The organism is Verrucomicrobiota bacterium, assembly GCA_037139415.1.
Classification (GTDB): domain Bacteria; phylum Verrucomicrobiota; class Verrucomicrobiia; order Limisphaerales; family Fontisphaeraceae; genus JBAXGN01.
Window position 1 is genome coordinate 1 of the sequence record JBAXGN010000034.1, and the last position, 16,963, is coordinate 16,963.

Here is a 16,963-nt window from a genome sequence, read left to right on the forward strand (position 1 = left end):
ACCTCGACCGCCGCACCCGCGCCAAACGCTGGATGATCAGTGTCCCTGAATAACCGACTCCCTCGATGCAAACCATCAAAATGGGGCGGCTGAAAATGGAATCCCATTGGCAACCGTCCCATTTTGCATTTTTATGCCTGAACATATTTCATTCCGCACTCCGCAATCCGAAATCGAATTATTCTCCTCTGGGAGGCAACCAACTCCAACCAGTCCCTGCTACCATGAGGCCCATGAATGACATGAATATGAATATATATTCGAGACCCGAATTGCGAACTCCGAACTGGCGGCAACCATTCGCGTGGATTGGCGTGATTCGCGGGCTCCGGTCTTCGGTCTTGGCACCTTCTGGTCATAATTTTTATGCCAATAAATTTTTCTGCCATGTTCGATTTCCCATCCGTGGTGGAAAATCAAATTCATCACAATTTTATCACAATTTGTGTGAAAAATTCTATTTCATCACAAAAACATCACAATTTCCAAAACTGTACCACCTATCCGTGGCGTAGTCGCCGACGTGAGTCGGCGCAAACTATTCAACCGTCTACCTTGCAATGGCTTATGAACCAAATCTCCCATAAAACTTCACCATTACACCGCCCACACTGGTGTAATTTTGGGCTACTTTTGGAGTACTTTTTCCTGGCATTCCAACTCCAAACTCCCAGCTTCTACCTTTTGGCGGTGATTTTTCTGCCCCAAAATATTTCTGCAAAAGTTCTTTCGGATTGCCGTTTTCGCGCTTCGGACTTATTCCATCCTGTCCATCCCGTTCATCCTGTCTTTCGAATTCGCGTTTTTAGCATATTTCGCGGTTTGCATTCCTCGCCCGCTTTAACTCCTGCCTCCAAGCCCCTGTCTTCTTCACTTTAATTTTTCTGCCCAACAATATTTCTGCAAAAATGTTCCGGTTTCAGACTTCGAATTTGTTACCCATGCACAATTTTAGCACAATCCTGATGTCAACGAACCTGTTCTAGCCGGTTAAAAGATTTGTCGTTTGTTTGATTGCAAAAATTGTGACAACAAGGCATGGTATTGACCGTAGTATCTGGTCAGGCGCAAGGCGATTCCATGCGCCTGTGTTCTGTGCCAAAACGAAACGCAGTGAACGACAGGAATAACCATGAATAAATACATCATTATGGGAGCCAATGGGTCTGGCAAGGGCACCCAGGCAACCCGCTTGTGCAAAATCTATGACCTCATTCATATTTCCGTGGGCGATATTTTCCGCTGGAACATCCAAAACCATACCAAGATGGCCGCGCGTGTGCAGCGCATCATCGCTTCCGGGGCGCTGGTTTCCGATGATGTGGTCGAGGAAGTGGTCAAGTTTCGTTTGGACCAGCATGACTGGAACTATGGGTTCATCCTGGATGGCTTTCCGCGTAACCGCCCGCAAGCAGAATTTTTCCTGGAATCATACGATATTGATGCCGTGATCAATATCGAAGTGCCCGATGACGTGGTGGTTGACCGAATGCTAAGCCGCCGGCTCTGTTCCAAATGCGGACTGGATTATAACCTGATTTTCCACCGACCCAAACAAGAGGATGTCTGCGACGTCTGCGGCGGTAAACTGATCAGCCGCCAGGATGATAACCCGGATTCCATCAAGGAACGCCTCAAGGAATATCACGACAAGACCCAACCCATCCTGGATTTGTTCAGCCGCAAGGAAATGATCGTGCAGGCGGATGGCACCCAACCGCCTGATCAGGTTCAAGCGCAGATTTGCGGCGCACTGGATAAGGCCCATGCCGGCAAGCTCGGTTCCTCGCGGTCTGCCTGATGGCCCGCCGCTCAACCTCAGGCCGATTCGAGAATCATGTTCGCATATTGGGTGGTATCACCCGTGCGGATCAGTCCAATCGCCTGGGGTACGCGTTTCTTGAACTCCACATGCGGTTCATGGGTCAGGGTGACCCCTTTGAGGGCTTTCGCAAACGCAAGTTGAGTGGCAGGGGTGTTATGCTCCAGGAATTCCCGCGCCATCCAGGCCTTGCCGAGCACAAAGTTAGGCCGGATCGCATTGAGCACTTGCAGTACCGTCGGTAGATCATCCACCAGGGAAATATCCACCGTCTCGATTTGCGGCCAGAACGGAAAGCCGCGATCCGAGATGACAAAGGTGTTCGTATGACGCACCCGGCTGAGCAGGTCGTTGATGCGCGGATTCAAAATGCCAGTTTTCAACATAAGTAGTTATAAATTTAAGGTCCGTCCACAGCTTAAATCATGGGGGTGCCAAAATCTATAAAATTCCGTTCGACAAAACCAAAGTTCAAGGTAAGGTTTGCCCGTTGTTATGACTAATGAGACCATTATAAAAGATAATACAGCCAATCCAGCCCCGCTCGGGTTGTTCGCCTTCGGCATGACTACCGTGTTGCTCAACCTGCATAATGCCGGGTTCTATGAGTTGAACAGTATGATCATGGCCATGGGGATTTGCTATGGTGGCGTGGCGCAAGTCATCGTCGGCATTATGGAGTGGAAGAAAAAGAACACCTTTGGCACGGTGGCGTTCACTTCCTACGGGTTGTTCTGGTTGAGCTTGGTTGTGCTTTGGGTGCTGCCCAAAGTGGCAGGTGTGACTGCCACCGATAAAAAGGCGGTGGGTTGCTATCTCGTCGTTTGGGGATTATTCACGTTCATTCTCCTCGTGGGGGCCTTGAAAACCAATAAAGCCTTGATTACGGTATTCGCCACCTTGACCCTATTATTCTTCTTGTTGGCCGCTGGCGATTTCACCGGCAATGCCATGTGGACCACCATTGCCGGCTACGAGGGTATTTTCACCGGTCTCTCCGCTATTTATCTGGGTGCGGCTCAAGTGCTGAATGAGATGCATGGCCGGACGGTGTTGCCCATCGGCGAATGCCCCAAGGCCTGACGGGATACGTTGGCTGGTAATGGCTTGAGGCGCTGCATTCTCCCTTGCAGTGTGTGGCTGGTTGGCCCGTCTCCCGCGTCAAAGTTTTTTGACGCCTGAAAATTCGTAATTCTGCTTCATTTCATCCAGGGACTTGTGCATGATGCCGCGAATTGTGCCATGACAAACCTGATGAGACAGGCCATTAATTTGTGTGCGATCCTGGCTCTGACGGCTGGGATGACCGGGTGTATCCGGTACGAAGCCAAGCCGTTAATGCCGATGCAGTCTGCGGCGGCATTGGAGGCTCGCGGCCTCGAGGATGCATCGTTACGGCAGTTTCTCGCCACCAACGCCCCCGCTTTGGCGCGGGAATGGCCCCGCAAATCATGGGACATCGAGAGCCTGACGTGGGCCGGCTGGCATTTCCATTCTTCCATCGCGGTGGCGCGCGCTCAATACGAAGTCGCACGGGCCGGAATTGTGACCGCTGGCGGGCGGCTCAATCCCGTAATTTCCTCCGTGTTCGGCTATAGCGCCACCGCTGGCACCGGCCTGAATCCATGGATGCCGGGGCTTTCTCTCGACGTGCCGATCGAAACTGCCGGCAAGCGCAATGACCGCATCGAACAAGCGCGGCACGCCTCCTTCGCGGCCTACTTTGGAGTGGCAACGGCGGCCTGGCAGGTGCGCACGCACATTCGGGCAACTGCCTTGGAATGGGCGGCCGCCCGCAAGCGCCAGACTTTTCTTGAAACCCAATTGCAGGCGCAGGATGAAATGATCCGTTCCCTGGAACAGCGGGTGACGGCTGGGGCGCTGACGGCGGTGGAACTCATGCCCGCCCGGGTGCAGCGAACCAGGATTCTGGTAGATCTGGATGATGCCAAGCGGGTGTCCATGGAAGCTTTGCCCAGGTTGGCGGATGCCATCGGCTTGCCCGCCCGCGCTCTGCAAGGGGTGAATATCAGCATGGATGTCTTTGCCGGACCGTCCCCGCGCCCGGCAGCGTCCCTCAATATTCCCGAACGCCGCCAGCAGGTGCTGCAGCAGCGCCCGGAGATTTTGGCCGCGCTGGAGGAGTACGCCGCCACTCAGGCCTCCTTGCAGCTTGAGATCGCGCGGCAATATCCCGATGTGCATCTCTCGCCCGGCTATCAATGGGATCAGGGCAATAGCAAATGGACGCTCGGCATGAGTTTGGAGTTGCCGGTGCTGAACCAGAACCAGGGCCCCATTGCCGAGGCCAAAGCCCGGCGCGAGGCGGCGGCCGTACGATTCATGGCGTTGCAGGCGCGCGTGCTCTCGGATTTGGACCTAGCCTCCGCCTCGCTTCAGGCCGCGCAAGCGCATCAAGCAGCGATGGAGCCGGTGCGCGCGGCCTTGGAAACGCAGCGCCGCTCGCAGCAAAGCCTGGTGGATGCCGGCGCGCTGGATCGCCTGGATCTATTGGCCACGCGGGTGGAGTTGGCCGCCAATGAACTGGCGCTGTTCGAAGCGCGCTATAAAGTGGAACAGGCATTTTTAACCTGGCTGGATGCCAGCCAGGTCGGTCCGTTAGCGGCGCCATCTGATGCCGCCAAACCCATAACCCCTCAGCAAACAAAACCGTGAAAAACATCATTTTAGGATTGGTCCTTGGTGCGGCGCTTGGCGGCCTGGGCGCCTGGTGGTTCGGCAACTCCGGCCACGAGGAGAAAGCTCCCGAAAAGAAAGAGGAAGCCCACGGCGAGCAAAAGGAGTCCTTTCTCCAGCATACCACCAATGGCCAGACCTTCCTCAAACTGGACGCCGCCGCGCAGGCTCGCAGCGGTCTGCAAGTGGCGGCCTTGACCGTCGCCCAGCTCAAGCCTGAAGTGAAGACGTTCGGGCGCGTTCTGGACCCCGCCCCCCTGGCTGCCATGGTTTCAGAATTGGCCGTGATTGAGAACGCGATGCAGGCCGCGCTCAAGGAGCAGGAGCGCCTGCGCCGGTTGGCGCAGGATCAGAATGCCTCGGCGCGCGCCATTGAAGCGGCGGAAACCACCGTCCAGCAGAGCCGCCTGCAGATTGCGGCGATCCAGGAGCGGATCGCGCTGGCTTGGGGCAAAGCGGTGGCGTCCCGATCGGATTTATCCGCCTTCATTCGTCAGTTAATTCAGCAGACGACCGTGCTGGTTCGCTTGGATTTGCCTTTGGGCTCCGCCATCTCCGGCCAGCCATTGTCCGCGCAAGTGGCTCCTTTGTCGGCAGAAGATAGCCGGTTGGAGGCGCGGTTTCTCAGTGCCGTCACCAGTGCCGATCCGCTGACGCAAGGGCAGGGGTTCATGTTCCAAACGGATCCCGGCCAGATTTCCCTGCCGCCGGGTTGCGCGGTCGTCGGTTGGATGACTATCCCGGGCCAATCAGAAACGGGCGTGCTGGTGCCTCGCGAGGCGTTGATCCGCCATGAGGGGGAAAACTTCGTTTATGTCCAGACCGGCGCTGAGACCTTTGAGCGTGTGGAGGTGGTGGTGAAACGGTTCACGGATCGCGGTGCATTCGTGATCAAAGATATAAAGACGGGGGACAAAGTCGTCGTGGCTGGAGCGCAGCAGTTGTTATCCGAAGAACTCAAGGCCAAGGGGGGCGCTGACTAACATGTTGCAAGCTATCGTTCAGTTTTCCCTCCGGTTCCGGGGTGTGGTGGTGGCGCTTGCCTGTCTGCTGCTGGCGTTCGGCTTGTACGTGGCCCGGAATGCCAAGCTGGATGTCTTCCCGGACTTTGTGCCGCCCCAGGTGGTCATCCAGACGGAAGCTCCGGGGCTATCCCCCGAGCAGGTCGAGGCGCTCGTGACGCGCCCCGTGGAAACTGCGGTCAACGGCCTCGGCAACCAGGAGGCCATGCGCTCCGAGTCCATCCAGGGGCTTTCCATCATCACCGTGGTGTTCAAGGAGGGCACGGAAATTTATACCGCCCGCCAAATGCTGGCGGAAAAGCTGACGGCGGTGGTCGGGCAGTTGCCGGCCGGTGTCAGGACGCCCAAGATGTCGCCGCTAACCTCATCCACCATGGACATGCTCAAGGTGGGGATGCTCTCCGATAAAATGTCGCCAATGGAACTCCGGACGTTTGCCGATTGGACCGTGCGGCCCAGGTTGTTGGCGGTTCCGGGCGTGGCCAAGTGCAGCGTCTTCGGCGGCGATGTCCGCCAATGGCAAATCCAGGTGGACCCGGAGAAATTGCGGGCGCGCGGGGTGGCGCTGACGGATATCCTGGCGGCCGCGCGTGCGGCCACTGGCGTGCAAGGCGCCGGGTTCATCGAGAACCAGAACCAACGGGTGCTGCTCCAAACCGAGGGGCAGACGCTCGATCCGGAAATCCTGGGCGGCGTGGTGGTGGCGCATCGGGATGGCCAGAGCGTGCTGCTGCGGGATTTGGCCCGGGTGGTGGAGGGCGTGGAGCCGAAGTTCGGCGATTCCCTGATCATGGGCAAGCCGGGCATCCTGCTCACCATGTCGAGCCAATACGGCGCCAACACCATGGAAGTTACGCGGGAACTTGAAGTCGCGCTCGAAGAATTGAAGCCCGTGTTTAAGCAGGAAGGCATCACGCTCTATCCGCGCCTGCATCGCCCCGCTACCTTTATCGAGACGGCCCTCACCAACATGAAAGGCTCCCTGGCGCTGGGCGGCATCCTGGTGGCGGTGGTGTTGTTCATCCTGCTGGGCAGCATCCGCACCGCGCTGATCTCCATCACGGCCATTCCGCTGTCCTTGCTGACGGCGGTCATCATTCTGGACAAGCTGGGCATTACGCTGAACACCATCACCCTGGGCGGATTAGCCATCGCCTTGGGCGAAGTGGTGGACGATTCAATCATTGATGTGGAAAATATCTTTCGCCGATTACGGGAGAATCGGGCGCTGGCCCAACCGCGTCCGGCCTTTGCGGTGGTCCTGGACGCTTCCCTGGAAGTGCGCCGGGCGGTGGTGTTTGCCACGTTCGTGGTGGTGCTGGTGTTCCTGCCGGTGCTGACGCTCACTGGCCTGCAAGGGAGCTTCTTCGCGCCACTGGCGCAAAGCTACATCCTGGCCATCCTGGCCTCGCTGGTCATGGCGCTGACGCTGACGCCCGCGCTGGCCTTCCTTTTTTTTGGCCGGGGGGTTCGCAGCTTATCGGAACCATGGCTGCAACGGATGCTCAAGGCGGCGTACGGCTGGATTCTCAAATGGATTCTGCGCGTTCCCTCGCTGCTGATCATTCTCGTCGCGGCGGCGTGCGTGTGGGCGGTCACCCGGTTGCCGCAATTGGGCGGGGAGTTCCTGCCGGAATTTCGCGAAGGCCATTTCGTCCTGCAAGTCAGCACCGCGCCGGGCACGTCGCTGCCCGAGATGATGCGGCTGGGCAAACAACTGGCGGCTGCCCTCCTGGCGCATCCCAAGATTGACACTGTGGAGCAACAGATCGGCCGGGCAGAGCAGGGGGAGGATCCTTGGGGCCCGCATCGCAGCGAGTTTCACGTTGAATTGAAACGTATGCCTGCTGAGGAAGAGGAAAAGATGTCTGACGAAATCCGCAAAATCCTCGGCGAGTTTCCGGGCATCCAATTTGAAGTGCTCACCTTCCTCGGTGACCGCATTGGTGAATCCATCTCCGGCGAAACCGCTCAGGTGGTGGTCAGCCTCTTTGGCGACGACTTCGATCTGCTGGATGAAAAGGGCGCGGAAGTGGCGCAGGTGCTGCAAACCGTCAAGGGCGCCCGCGATGTGCAAGTCAAGTCGCCGCCCGGTTCGCCGCGCCTGACCATCCGCCTGCGTTTCGACCGCCTTTCGCAATTCGGTATGCGGCCCGTCGAGGTGCTGGAGGCCATCCAAACCGCCTATCAAGGCACCGTGGCCGCGCAGACCTATCGCGGCAACCAAGTCACCGATCTCGCCGTCATCATGGCCGACTCCTTCCGTCGCGACCCGGAATCCGTGGGCACGCTGATGCTCCGCAATTCCCAAGGGCTCTCGGTGCCGCTGAGTGAAGTGGCCGAAATTGAAATGGGCAACGGCCGCTTCAGCATCCTGCGCGAGGGGGCGCGCCGGCGGCAGACCGTCACCTGCAACGTGGAGAATCGTGACATCGAAACCTTCGTGGCCGAGGCCCGCGAGAGCATCCGCGCCAAAGTCACCTTGCCCCACGACCTCTATTTGAACTACAGCGGCGCCGCCGAAGCCCAGCAGAAGGCCCGCCATCAACTCCTCCTCCATTCCGCCATTGCGGCGGTGGGCATCCTGCTGTTGCTGGCGGTGGCCTTTCGTAGCTGGCGCAACCTGCTGCTGGTGCTGTGCAATCTGCCCTTTGCCTTGGTGGGTGGTGTGTTAACCCTTTGGCTTTGCAAGAAGTTCGGCGAGAGCGGCACCTTGAGCATCGGCGCGCTGGTGGGTTTTGTGACCCTCTTCGGCATCACCATGCGCAATTCTATCATGATGATTTCCCACTTTGAGAACCTCGTGAAAAACGAAGGGATGACCTGGGGCGTGGATGCGGCCCTGCGGGGCGCTTCCGAACGCCTGATGCCGATCCTGATGACCGCCACCGTCACCGCGTTGGGGTTGTTGCCGCTGGCTTTGGGGGCGGGGGAAGCGGGTCGCGAGATTGAAGGCCCCATGGCGATGGTCATCTTGGGCGGTCTGGCCACATCAACACTGCTCAACCTCCTCGTGCTCCCCACGCTGGCGTTGCACTTTGCCAAATTCAATCAGGCGGAATAACGCCGCAGCGGCGACGCTTAGATTCCGTCTGCGAAGTTGGGCGGCAGTTCGTGGGCCACCGAGGTTTCCGGCGGCAGTTCGGCACCCTCTTGGGCCAGCACCCGGTACTGCTTAATCTGGAACGAGACTTCGCTGCCTTCGGAGAGGCCATGGACCGAATAGTCTTCCTTGGACACACGCGCCCGCACGGTCAGGCCGGACGGCATTTCCAATTCCAACCGCAAGGCGACGCCCAGAAAGAAGGTGTGCCGCAGGATGGCGTGGTAACGGTATTGGGTGAGGTCGCCGGAAATCTGCACCGCGTAGGGGCGGAAGCCGATGCGCATTTTCTGGCCTTCGCCCAGGCCGTGCGCCGGGAATTCCAGTTCGCCGTAGCGCGCCACGCCATTCTTTACCTCGGTTTCGAGCATGTTCATGACGCCGATGAAGCGGGCGACGAATTCGTTGACCGGCCGCTCATAGACTTCGCGGGGGGTGCCGATTTGTTCAAGGTGGCCACGGGAGAAAATGGCGATGCGCTTGGAGACTTCCATGGCCTCCTCCTGATCGTGCGTGACGAAGATGGTGGTGACGTTCAGATCGTGGTGCAGGCGGACCAACCATTCGCGGAGTTCCTGCCGGATTTTGGCGTCCACCGCGCCGAACGGTTCGTCGAGCAGCAGGACGTCCGGCTTGGAGGCGAGGGCGCGGGCGATGGCCACGCGCTGGCGCTGCCCGCCGGAGAGCTGGTGCGGATGCCGCTTTTCCAAGCCTTGGAGGCCGAAAAGTTCGAGCAGTTCCTGGACACGCGCTTCGCGATCTTCGCGCTTCCAGTTTTTGATTTTCAGGCCGAAGGCGATGTTATCGAAGACGGACATGCTCTTGAAGAGGGCGTAGTTCTGGAACACGAACCCGATGTTGCGTTGTTGCACGGGCACATCGTTGACCTTTTGGCCATGGACGAAGATGTCGCCTTCGGTGGGCGTTTCCAAACCGGCGATCATGCGCAGAACGGTGGTCTTGCCGCCGCCGCTGGGGCCGAGCAGCGCCATGAGTTCGCCGTCTTCGACTTCAAAATTGATCTGGCTGACGGCGGCGACGTCGCCAAAGCGTTTGCTGATGTTTTTAAGTTGGATGCTCATGTGGCGTTGTGGCGTTGCAATCAGTAGTGCGGTTCGTTTTCGAGGGGCGGGGTTTCCACCGTTTGCGCCAGTTCCAGTTCGCGGTGGGTCCGCCATTCCAGGTAGGTCTTGAGCAGGAGGGTGACGAGCGCCAGCATGGCTAGCAGGCTGGCGACCGCAAAGGCGGCGGCGGCGTTGTATTCGTTGTACAGTTTCTCCACGCGCAGCGGCATGGTATCCGTCTGCCCGGTGATGTGGCCCGAGACCACCGAGACCGCGCCGAATTCGCCCATGGCCCGCGCGTTGCACAGGATGATGCCGAAGAGCAGGCCCCACTTGATAGAGGGCAGGGTGACGTGCCAGAAGGTTTGCCAGCCGCTCGCACCCAGCGTCAGCGCCGCCTGCTCCTGCTCGGTGCCTTGCGATTGCATGAGCGGGATCAGTTCGCGGGCGACAAAGGGGAAGGTAATGAACACCGTGGCCAGTACAATGCCCGGCACGGCGAAGATGATTTGAAGGTCGTGCCGGCCCAGCCAGGGGCCGAGGAATCCCTGGGTGCCGAACAGCACCACGAACATCAACCCCGCCACCACCGGGGAGACGGAAAACGGCAGATCAATCAGCGTGATGAGAAATGATTTCCACCGGAACTCGAACTTGGTGATCGCCCAGGCGGCAGCGACGCCAAAGACCACGTTCAGCGGCACGGAAATCACGGATACCAGCAGGGTGAGTTTGATGGCGGACCAGGAGTCAGGGTGCGTCAGGGATTTCAGATAGTATGCCCAGCCTTTGGCGAACGCCTGCACAAAGACGTTCAGCAGCGGCAGCAGCAGGAACACCAGCGCGAACGCCAGGGCGATCACGATCAGCGTCCATTTGACCACGGGATGCTCTTCCGAGCCGCGCTGCGATTGGCGGCGTTCCTTCGCCCAGTTGCGTTTGATGGTGCCAGCCATAGTTCAGTGTTGAAAGCGACTCGCCCATTGTTCGAGCCAGTTGACCAGTGCCAGCAGCACGAAGGAAATCGCCAGCAGCACCACCGCCAGCGTAATTGCGCCATGGTAATCGTACTCTTCCAGGCGCATCACGATGAGGTAGGGGGCAATCTCGGTTTTAAACGGCAGATTCCCGGAGATAAATACGATGGAACCGTATTCGCCAATGGCCCGTGCAAAGGCCAGGGAGAACCCAGTGAGGATCGGCGGCCAGAGCGTGGGGGCGATGACGCTGCAAAAAGTGCGGAAGCGCCCCGCGCCGAGGATGGCGGCGGCTTCTTCCACATCGCGATCCATGCTTTCGATGACCGGTTGCAGGGTGCGGACCACAAACGGCATGCCGACGAAGGTCAGGGCGATCACCACTCCCAGCCGGCTGTAAGCTCCTTGGATGCCCAGGGGCGTCAGGAAGTGGCCGAGCCAGCCGTTGGCCGCAAACAGGTTGGCCAGCGTCAGGCCTGCCACGGCCGTGGGTAGCGCAAAGGGAAAATCAATCAGCGCGTCCAGAAATCGGCGACCGGGAAAATCATAGCGCACCAGCACCCAGGCCAGCAGGGTGCCGAAGATGGCGTTGGCCAGCGCGGCGGCAAACGACGCGCCAAAGGTGAGCTTGTAGGCGGCCAAGGCGCGCTCGGTGGTGGCTAATCGCCAGAAGTCCGCCCATGACATTTCAGCGACCCGCAAGAACATCGCGCCAATGGGGATCAGCACGAGGATGCTCAGATAACACAGAGAAAAGCCCATCGTCAGGCCGAAGCCGGGCAACAATCGTTTTGGGCGATTAGGCATGCGCAATTAGGTTTTCAAACCTGAACTTCCGTAACTCTAGGCGCATGATAAAAAAAGCCAAGCATTCTTGAAAACTTTTTCCGGTCTAATGCCGCGGCATCTGGTCGAAGGCGGCACCTTCGGAGAAATGCGTCTTTTGGGCATTTGCCCAACCGCCAAACAGTTCATCAATCGTGAATAGTTGCACTTTCCCCAATTGCTTTTCCGCGCGTGACGCCGCTGGCTCAAACTGCGGACGGTAATAATGTCGGGCAATGATCTCCTGCCCGGTTTCGCTGTAGAGGAAATTCAGATACGCTTTGGCAACGGCCTCGGTGCCTTTGTGTTTCACGACCTCGTCCACGATGGCCACCGGCGGTTCGGCCAGAATGCTGATGGAAGGCACCACGAGTTCATTCTTTTCGCCGCTCATTTCCTTGAGCGCCAGATGGGCCTCATTTTCCCAGGCAATCAGCACATCACCGATGCCTCGTTGAGTGAAGGAGGTGGTAGCGCCGCGCGCCCCGGAATCCAAGATCGGAACATTGCGGAAAATGGCCGTGACAAACGCTTTGGCTTTCGCCTGATCGCCTTGGTTTTTCTTCAAAGCATAGCCCCAGGCCGCCAGGTAATTCCAGCGCGCGCCGCCCGAAGTCTTTGGGTTGGGAGTTATCACTGAAACGCCGGGCCGGGCCAAGTCATCCCAATCCTTGATGTTCTTAGGATTTCCTTTGCGCACCAGGAAAACGATGGTCGAAGCGTACGGGGTGCTGTTATGCGGTAAGCGCTTTTGCCAATCCGCACTCAAAAGCCGACCCTTTTCCGCAATCATATCAATGTCATAGGCCAGTGCCAGCGTCACCACATCGGCCTTTAACCCATCAATGACCGCCCTGGCCTGTTTGCCGGACCCGCCATGGGATTGTTGGATGGAAAGCTTATCACCCGTCTTGGTCTCCCACTGTTTGATGAATACCGTGTTGATGTCCCGATACAACTCCCTCGTGGGATCATACGAGGCGTTGAGCAGCGTGAATTCTCCGGCCCCGGCAACGTTGCTCAGGACCATACCGCAAAGCAGCACCCCTGCCGCGCTTATCAAACGACCGTAAATCGCGACAGCTAACGCTGGCCAGCTAACGAAAGATTGACCGGAATTCAACGGTGCCATTTTCATAAAAATCACTTTCATAAACCATAAAACACACTTTTATAATCGAAATACTAAGGATGCATAAAATGCTGAATCACAGCAAAATGTCAAATTTGTTTTTATACTTGATAAAATCGGTCAAGTATCCACAATATGGCCATGAAGTTAACGTTGCGCAGTGAATATGCTCTCCGTGCTCTGGCTGTCTTGGGGATGTCCTATGAGCAGCCGGTGGTCCCCATTGAAACAATTTCATCCCAGCAGCATATCCCTAAACGCTTCTTAGAGCAAATTCTTAACGATTTAAAAAATGCCGGCATCGTGGAAAGCCGACGCGGTACCAATGGCGGGTATCGCCTGGCCAAGCCGCCCGAGCAGATTTCCCTAGCCTCGGTGATTCGGCACTTGGATGGGGCGCTGGCGCCAGTCCGGTGCGTAAGCGAGAATTTTTATCAGCAATGCTCGTGCCCGGATGAGGCGCGATGCGGCATCCGCAGCATCATGAAAGAGGTGCGTGATGCCATTGTGAAAACCATGGATAACATCACGGTGGCAGACCTTTGCGCACGTTATCGCAAGCTCCAAGGTGATCTAAACAATCCGACGGATTACGTGATTTGACGCGGTATGGAAAAATGTTCATTTTTTATTGAACAAAATGAAAATTAGGCTAGCCTATGCCCATGACGCTGCAATTGGAATCTCGTAGCCTTGCTCCACGAGATCGTCAGTCTCCTGCGCCACTAACGGCGCTGGAAACTGAAGTCATTGATTTTTTCGTTCATCTGGCACGCCTGCTCGGCTTGCCTAAATCCGTCGCGGAAATATACGGACTGCTCTTCTTGAGTTTGCAGCCACTCTCCATGGACCAAATCATGGGCCGTTTGTCAGTCAGCAAGGGGTCGGCCAGCCAGGGACTCAAGTTTTTGCGCAATCTGGGAGCGGTTCAAACTGTGTATGCGGCTGGCAGTCGGTGCGACCATTTCAAGGCGGAAACCGAATTGCGCCGGTTGGCGGGCGGTTTTTTGAGCAAGCAACTGGGGCCGCATTTTGAATCCAGTCTGGAACGGCTGGAACGAATTGAGCGGGGTTTGGCTCAGGTACCGGAATCCGAGCGGGGAGAATTGGGCATGCGCGTCCGGAAACTGCGACAGTGGGAAAAGCGGGGGCGGCAATTGGCACCCGTACTGGCCAAACTGCTCGGGTAAATCAGATAGACATACCGTCGTATGAAACGGCGGATTAAACATCGTGGTGAAGGCGAGAACGCCCATCGCGCTCAAGGTGCGATGGCGGCGAATGGCGGTAGCATGATTAGACCAGACCATGACCAGTGTTATAACGAAAAACCATGGAAACGGTGAACTTGATTAAGAAAATACTACGACCGTTTGTTCCTCAAATCGTGTTGGAGCGGCGGAAAATGGCCGTAGTCGAACGGCTGGGTAAAAAGGAAATCGCCGATTGGCAGGCAAGGGGGTGTCCGGTACCACCGCCTCATATCGTAAAACAAAGGACCATTGGAGAGTATCAACGCAAATATGGATACAACATTTTGGTGGAAACGGGGACGTTCAATGGCGATATGGTGGAAGCGCAGAAAACCAACTTCAAGAAAATTATTTCGATTGAGCTGGGAGTTGATTTGTTTGTGAAGGCACAACAAAGATTTGCCAAGGATAAACACGTTCGCATTGTACAGGGCGATAGTGGGAAAATGCTGCCGAACATTTTAAAATCTATAAATGAACCCGCCATATTTTGGTTGGATGGACATTACTCCTCAGGCCCAACAGCAAAAGGAGATAAAGAGTGTCCAATATGGGAGGAATTGGATGCTGTTTTCAATGCGAAAATGCTGAATCATATTCTATTAATTGATGATGCACGGCACTTTGTCGGTACGGGTGATTATCCTACAATTGATGCTTTAACAAAATATATCACAAGCAAAAACGGAGCATATCATGTCGAGGTGAAACACGATATTATACGCTATGAGCTTCGGGAAACCGTATCACCTGGTTCGTCATTATACAACGAAGGCGTAGCGCGGCGAGTGGCGGTAGCGTAATCAGATCGGACTATGAGCGAGAATACTAATTTCAATCCCACGCTGGTGGGTTCCCAATTGAGTGAATCGAGCTGGGACACGATTCTGCGTCCCCGCCACGGCTGGTTTGAACTACAACTTGGGGAATTATGGCGCTATCGTGACTTGACGATGATGTTTTTCTGGCGCGATTTCGTCGCACAATATAAGCAGACCATCCTCGGACCGCTGTGGTATTTCATTCAACCACTGTTCACGACGCTGCTTTTTACCGTGGTGTTTGGAAAGGTGGCGAAACTTTCCACCGATAGTCTGCCACCGGTCTTGTTTTATATGGCTGGCATCACTGGGTGGAACTATTTTTCTGAATGCCTGAACCGCACTTCGGGAACTTTCATCAATAACGCCAATATTTTTGGGAAGGTGTATTTTCCGCGTTTAGCGGTTCCACTTTCGATCGTCTTCAGTAACCTCGTTAAGTTCGGGATCCAATTTCTGCTGTTTGCCAGTTTCATGGCATACTATTGGGTGCAGGGGGCGGCTATTCATCCCAATGCTTTGGTGCTCCTGACCCCGGTCTTGCTGCTGATCATGGCCGCGCTGGGGTTGGGTACTGGCATTATTGTTTCGGCGCTGACCGTAAAATATCGGGATTTGCAAATTCTGGTCACCTTTGGAGTGCAACTGGCCATGTATGCTACGCCGGTTATTTATCCACTCTCAATCATCGCAGAAAAGTATCGTTGGATCGTGCTGGCAAACCCCATGGCCCCGGTCATTGAAACATTTCGCTACGCGTTTTTAGGGGCGGGAACGTTTAATCCTATCCATCTACTGATCAGTGCGGTGACTACAGTCATCATTTTATTTGTGGGCATAGTGCTGTTCAACCACGTCGAGCGGACGTTCATGGATACAGTTTAGACGAAGGACCTTCGGCTATGAGTGATATTGCGATTCAGGTGGACAGTCTGTGGAAAAAATACCGACTCGGTGTAGTTGGAACCGGTACGTTGCGCCACGACTTGAACCGCTGGTGGCACCGGGTACGTGGAAAATCGGATCCGTATGCGGCAATCGAACCGGCTGACAACGCCAACGGGACAAGAGCGGGTGGTGATGTCGCCAGTGGTCTTCAAACCGATGAGATTTGGGCGCTGCGCGATCTTTCCTTTGAAGTCAAGCGCGGTGAAGTGATGGGAATCATTGGGCGCAATGGGGCGGGAAAAAGTACGCTGCTCAAAATATTTTCACGAGTTACGGCGCCGACCCGGGGAGAAGTACGCATTAAAGGCCGTATCGCGAGTCTGCTGGAGGTGGGAACGGGTTTTCATCCGGAACTGACTGGCCGAGAAAATATCTTTTTAAACGGTGTGATTTTGGGGATGACCAAGGCGGAAATCCGGAGCAAGTTCGATGAGATTGTGGATTTTGCCGGGGTGGAAAAGTTTATAGATACACCGGTGAAACGCTATTCCAGCGGAATGTGTGTGCGTCTGGCCTTTGCTGTGGCGGCGCATCTCGACCCCGAAATCCTTTTGATTGATGAAGTCTTGGCTGTGGGCGACCATGCGTTTCAGCAAAAGTGCCTTGGCAAAATGAAACAAGTCTCGCACGATCTTGGACGGACCGTGTTGTTTGTCAGCCATAACATGGCAGCCTTGCGAGCACTATGCACCCGGTCTTTGTTGCTGACGGGCGGCACGAAGGCTTTTGACGGAGCGTCGGCAGAGACAATTCAGAGGTATCTGGAAGGCAGTTCAACCGGGGAAACCATCGTGACTTGGAACGCGAATGAGGCGCCGCAAGCGGACGGTTTCGTCATGCATTGTGCTTACATTCGAAATGGTGCCGGGAACATTGTCAACACGGTCCACCATGATGAGGGTTTTGATATTTGCGTGGAATATGAATTGAGCAAGCACCTTAGCGGGATGCGCATTGGTTTCATGATGCAAACGAACGAAGGGGTGGTGGTGTGTGGGTCAAATGATGTGAACGAGGCAATGGACAATGTTCGCCAACCTAATGTCTATGTAAGTGTGTGCCGATTTCCGCCATACGTGTTGAATGAAGGGCAATATCAAATTCAACTTGGTGCCGAAACACCGTTAGGGAGTATGAGCATCTTAACGCCATTTTGTTTGAGTTTCCAGGTTCAGGATTTGGAACGGCATGGGCACGTTAAAATTAAATTACCGGGTATTGTGCGTCCAAGGTTGGCATGGAAAGTTGAGACCATCCCTGCTTTAACCACCGGTCGGCGTGAACCCTGACCAAGTGGAG

At 56.0% G+C, this 16,963-nt stretch carries 15 protein-coding genes; 10 read left to right on the forward strand and 5 right to left on the reverse strand.

The window, feature by feature from the left end; translation table 11 throughout:
- Positions 1–1,132: 1,132 nt before the first annotated feature.
- Positions 1,133–1,801, forward strand: a complete 669-nt coding sequence (locus WCO56_07990) for a nucleoside monophosphate kinase (protein MEI7729498.1) — start codon at positions 1,133–1,135, stop codon at positions 1,799–1,801.
- Between the two features lie 17 nt (positions 1,802–1,818).
- On the opposite strand, the gene WCO56_07995 is transcribed toward WCO56_07990, so the two are convergent.
- Positions 1,819–2,208 (reverse strand): RbsD/FucU family protein, encoded by a 390-nt coding sequence (locus tag WCO56_07995; protein ID MEI7729499.1) that lies wholly within the window; start codon positions 2,206–2,208, stop codon positions 1,819–1,821.
- Positions 2,209–2,317: 109 nt separating this feature from the next.
- On the opposite strand from WCO56_07995, the gene WCO56_08000 reads away from it, so the two are divergent.
- The 4 genes from WCO56_08000 (at position 2,318) to WCO56_08015 (ending at position 8,605) form a co-directional block, all read left to right on the forward strand.
- A complete protein-coding gene (locus WCO56_08000) occupies positions 2,318–2,905 on the forward strand; it encodes an acetate uptake transporter (GenBank protein MEI7729500.1) in 588 nt (195 codons plus the stop codon).
- Positions 2,906–3,064: 159 nt separating this feature from the next.
- On the forward strand, positions 3,065–4,498 hold the full coding sequence (locus WCO56_08005) for a TolC family protein (protein ID MEI7729501.1): 1,434 nt from the start codon (positions 3,065–3,067) through the stop codon (positions 4,496–4,498).
- Positions 4,495–5,502 (forward strand): hypothetical protein, encoded by a 1,008-nt coding sequence (locus tag WCO56_08010; protein MEI7729502.1) that lies wholly within the window; start codon positions 4,495–4,497, stop codon positions 5,500–5,502. The genes WCO56_08005 and WCO56_08010 overlap by 4 nt, the downstream gene beginning before the upstream one ends.
- A gap of 1 nt (position 5,503) precedes the next feature.
- The gene (locus WCO56_08015) at positions 5,504–8,605 is read left to right on the forward strand and encodes an efflux RND transporter permease subunit (GenBank protein MEI7729503.1); all 3,102 of its coding nucleotides are present in this window, start codon (positions 5,504–5,506) and stop codon (positions 8,603–8,605) included.
- A gap of 17 nt (positions 8,606–8,622) precedes the next feature.
- On the opposite strand, the gene WCO56_08020 is transcribed toward WCO56_08015, so the two are convergent.
- The 4 genes from WCO56_08020 to WCO56_08035 form a co-directional block, all read right to left on the reverse strand.
- Positions 8,623–9,726, reverse strand: coding sequence for an ABC transporter ATP-binding protein (locus tag WCO56_08020; GenBank protein ID MEI7729504.1), 1,104 nt, complete (start codon positions 9,724–9,726; stop codon positions 8,623–8,625).
- A gap of 20 nt (positions 9,727–9,746) precedes the next feature.
- Positions 9,747–10,664 carry a sulfate ABC transporter permease subunit CysW gene (gene cysW / locus WCO56_08025; GenBank protein MEI7729505.1) on the reverse strand — a complete coding sequence of 306 codons (918 nt, stop codon included), beginning with the start codon at positions 10,662–10,664 and terminating at the stop codon, positions 9,747–9,749.
- 3 nt (positions 10,665–10,667) lie between these two features.
- Entirely contained in the window at positions 10,668–11,492 is an 825-nt protein-coding gene (gene cysT / locus WCO56_08030; protein ID MEI7729506.1) for a sulfate ABC transporter permease subunit CysT, read from the reverse strand.
- 85 nt (positions 11,493–11,577) lie between these two features.
- On the reverse strand, positions 11,578–12,540 hold the full coding sequence (locus WCO56_08035) for a sulfate ABC transporter substrate-binding protein (protein ID MEI7729507.1): 963 nt from the start codon (positions 12,538–12,540) through the stop codon (positions 11,578–11,580).
- A gap of 243 nt (positions 12,541–12,783) precedes the next feature.
- Between WCO56_08035 and WCO56_08040 the strand changes: the two genes are divergently transcribed.
- The 5 genes from WCO56_08040 to WCO56_08060 all read left to right on the forward strand — a co-directional run bounded on the left by WCO56_08040 (position 12,784) and on the right by WCO56_08060 (position 16,953).
- A complete protein-coding gene (locus WCO56_08040) occupies positions 12,784–13,245 on the forward strand; it encodes an Rrf2 family transcriptional regulator (protein ID MEI7729508.1) in 462 nt (153 codons plus the stop codon).
- A 62-nt stretch (positions 13,246–13,307) separates the two neighbouring features.
- Complete coding sequence (locus WCO56_08045; GenBank protein MEI7729509.1) at positions 13,308–13,832, forward strand: hypothetical protein; 525 nt, start codon at positions 13,308–13,310, stop codon at positions 13,830–13,832.
- 143 nt (positions 13,833–13,975) lie between these two features.
- Positions 13,976–14,698 carry a hypothetical protein gene (locus WCO56_08050; protein ID MEI7729510.1) on the forward strand — a complete coding sequence of 241 codons (723 nt, stop codon included), beginning with the start codon at positions 13,976–13,978 and terminating at the stop codon, positions 14,696–14,698.
- Between the two features lie 12 nt (positions 14,699–14,710).
- Positions 14,711–15,601 (forward strand): ABC transporter permease, encoded by an 891-nt coding sequence (locus tag WCO56_08055; protein ID MEI7729511.1) that lies wholly within the window; start codon positions 14,711–14,713, stop codon positions 15,599–15,601.
- A 17-nt stretch (positions 15,602–15,618) separates the two neighbouring features.
- The gene (locus WCO56_08060; GenBank protein ID MEI7729512.1) at positions 15,619–16,953 is read left to right on the forward strand and encodes an ABC transporter ATP-binding protein; all 1,335 of its coding nucleotides are present in this window, start codon (positions 15,619–15,621) and stop codon (positions 16,951–16,953) included.
- The last annotated feature ends 10 nt before the right edge of the window (positions 16,954–16,963 follow it).

Coding starts and splice junctions, on each gene's coding strand:
- WCO56_07990 (MEI7729498.1), top strand. CDS start 1,133: ATGAATAAATACATCATTATGGGAGCCAATGGGTCTGGCAAGGGCACC.
- WCO56_07995 (MEI7729499.1), bottom strand. CDS start 2,208: ATGTTGAAAACTGGCATTTTGAATCCGCGCATCAACGACCTGCTCAGC.
- WCO56_08000 (MEI7729500.1), top strand. CDS start 2,318: ATGACTAATGAGACCATTATAAAAGATAATACAGCCAATCCAGCCCCG.
- WCO56_08005 (MEI7729501.1), top strand. CDS start 3,065: ATGACAAACCTGATGAGACAGGCCATTAATTTGTGTGCGATCCTGGCT.
- WCO56_08015 (MEI7729503.1), top strand. CDS start 5,504: ATGTTGCAAGCTATCGTTCAGTTTTCCCTCCGGTTCCGGGGTGTGGTG.
- WCO56_08020 (MEI7729504.1), bottom strand. CDS start 9,726: ATGAGCATCCAACTTAAAAACATCAGCAAACGCTTTGGCGACGTCGCC.
- cysW (MEI7729505.1), bottom strand. CDS start 10,664: ATGGCTGGCACCATCAAACGCAACTGGGCGAAGGAACGCCGCCAATCG.
- cysT (MEI7729506.1), bottom strand. CDS start 11,492: ATGCCTAATCGCCCAAAACGATTGTTGCCCGGCTTCGGCCTGACGATG.
- WCO56_08035 (MEI7729507.1), bottom strand. CDS start 12,540: ATGGTCCTGAGCAACGTTGCCGGGGCCGGAGAATTCACGCTGCTCAAC.
- WCO56_08040 (MEI7729508.1), top strand. CDS start 12,784: ATGAAGTTAACGTTGCGCAGTGAATATGCTCTCCGTGCTCTGGCTGTC.
- WCO56_08045 (MEI7729509.1), top strand. CDS start 13,308: ATGACGCTGCAATTGGAATCTCGTAGCCTTGCTCCACGAGATCGTCAG.
- WCO56_08050 (MEI7729510.1), top strand. CDS start 13,976: ATGGAAACGGTGAACTTGATTAAGAAAATACTACGACCGTTTGTTCCT.
- WCO56_08055 (MEI7729511.1), top strand. CDS start 14,711: ATGAGCGAGAATACTAATTTCAATCCCACGCTGGTGGGTTCCCAATTG.
- WCO56_08060 (MEI7729512.1), top strand. CDS start 15,619: ATGAGTGATATTGCGATTCAGGTGGACAGTCTGTGGAAAAAATACCGA.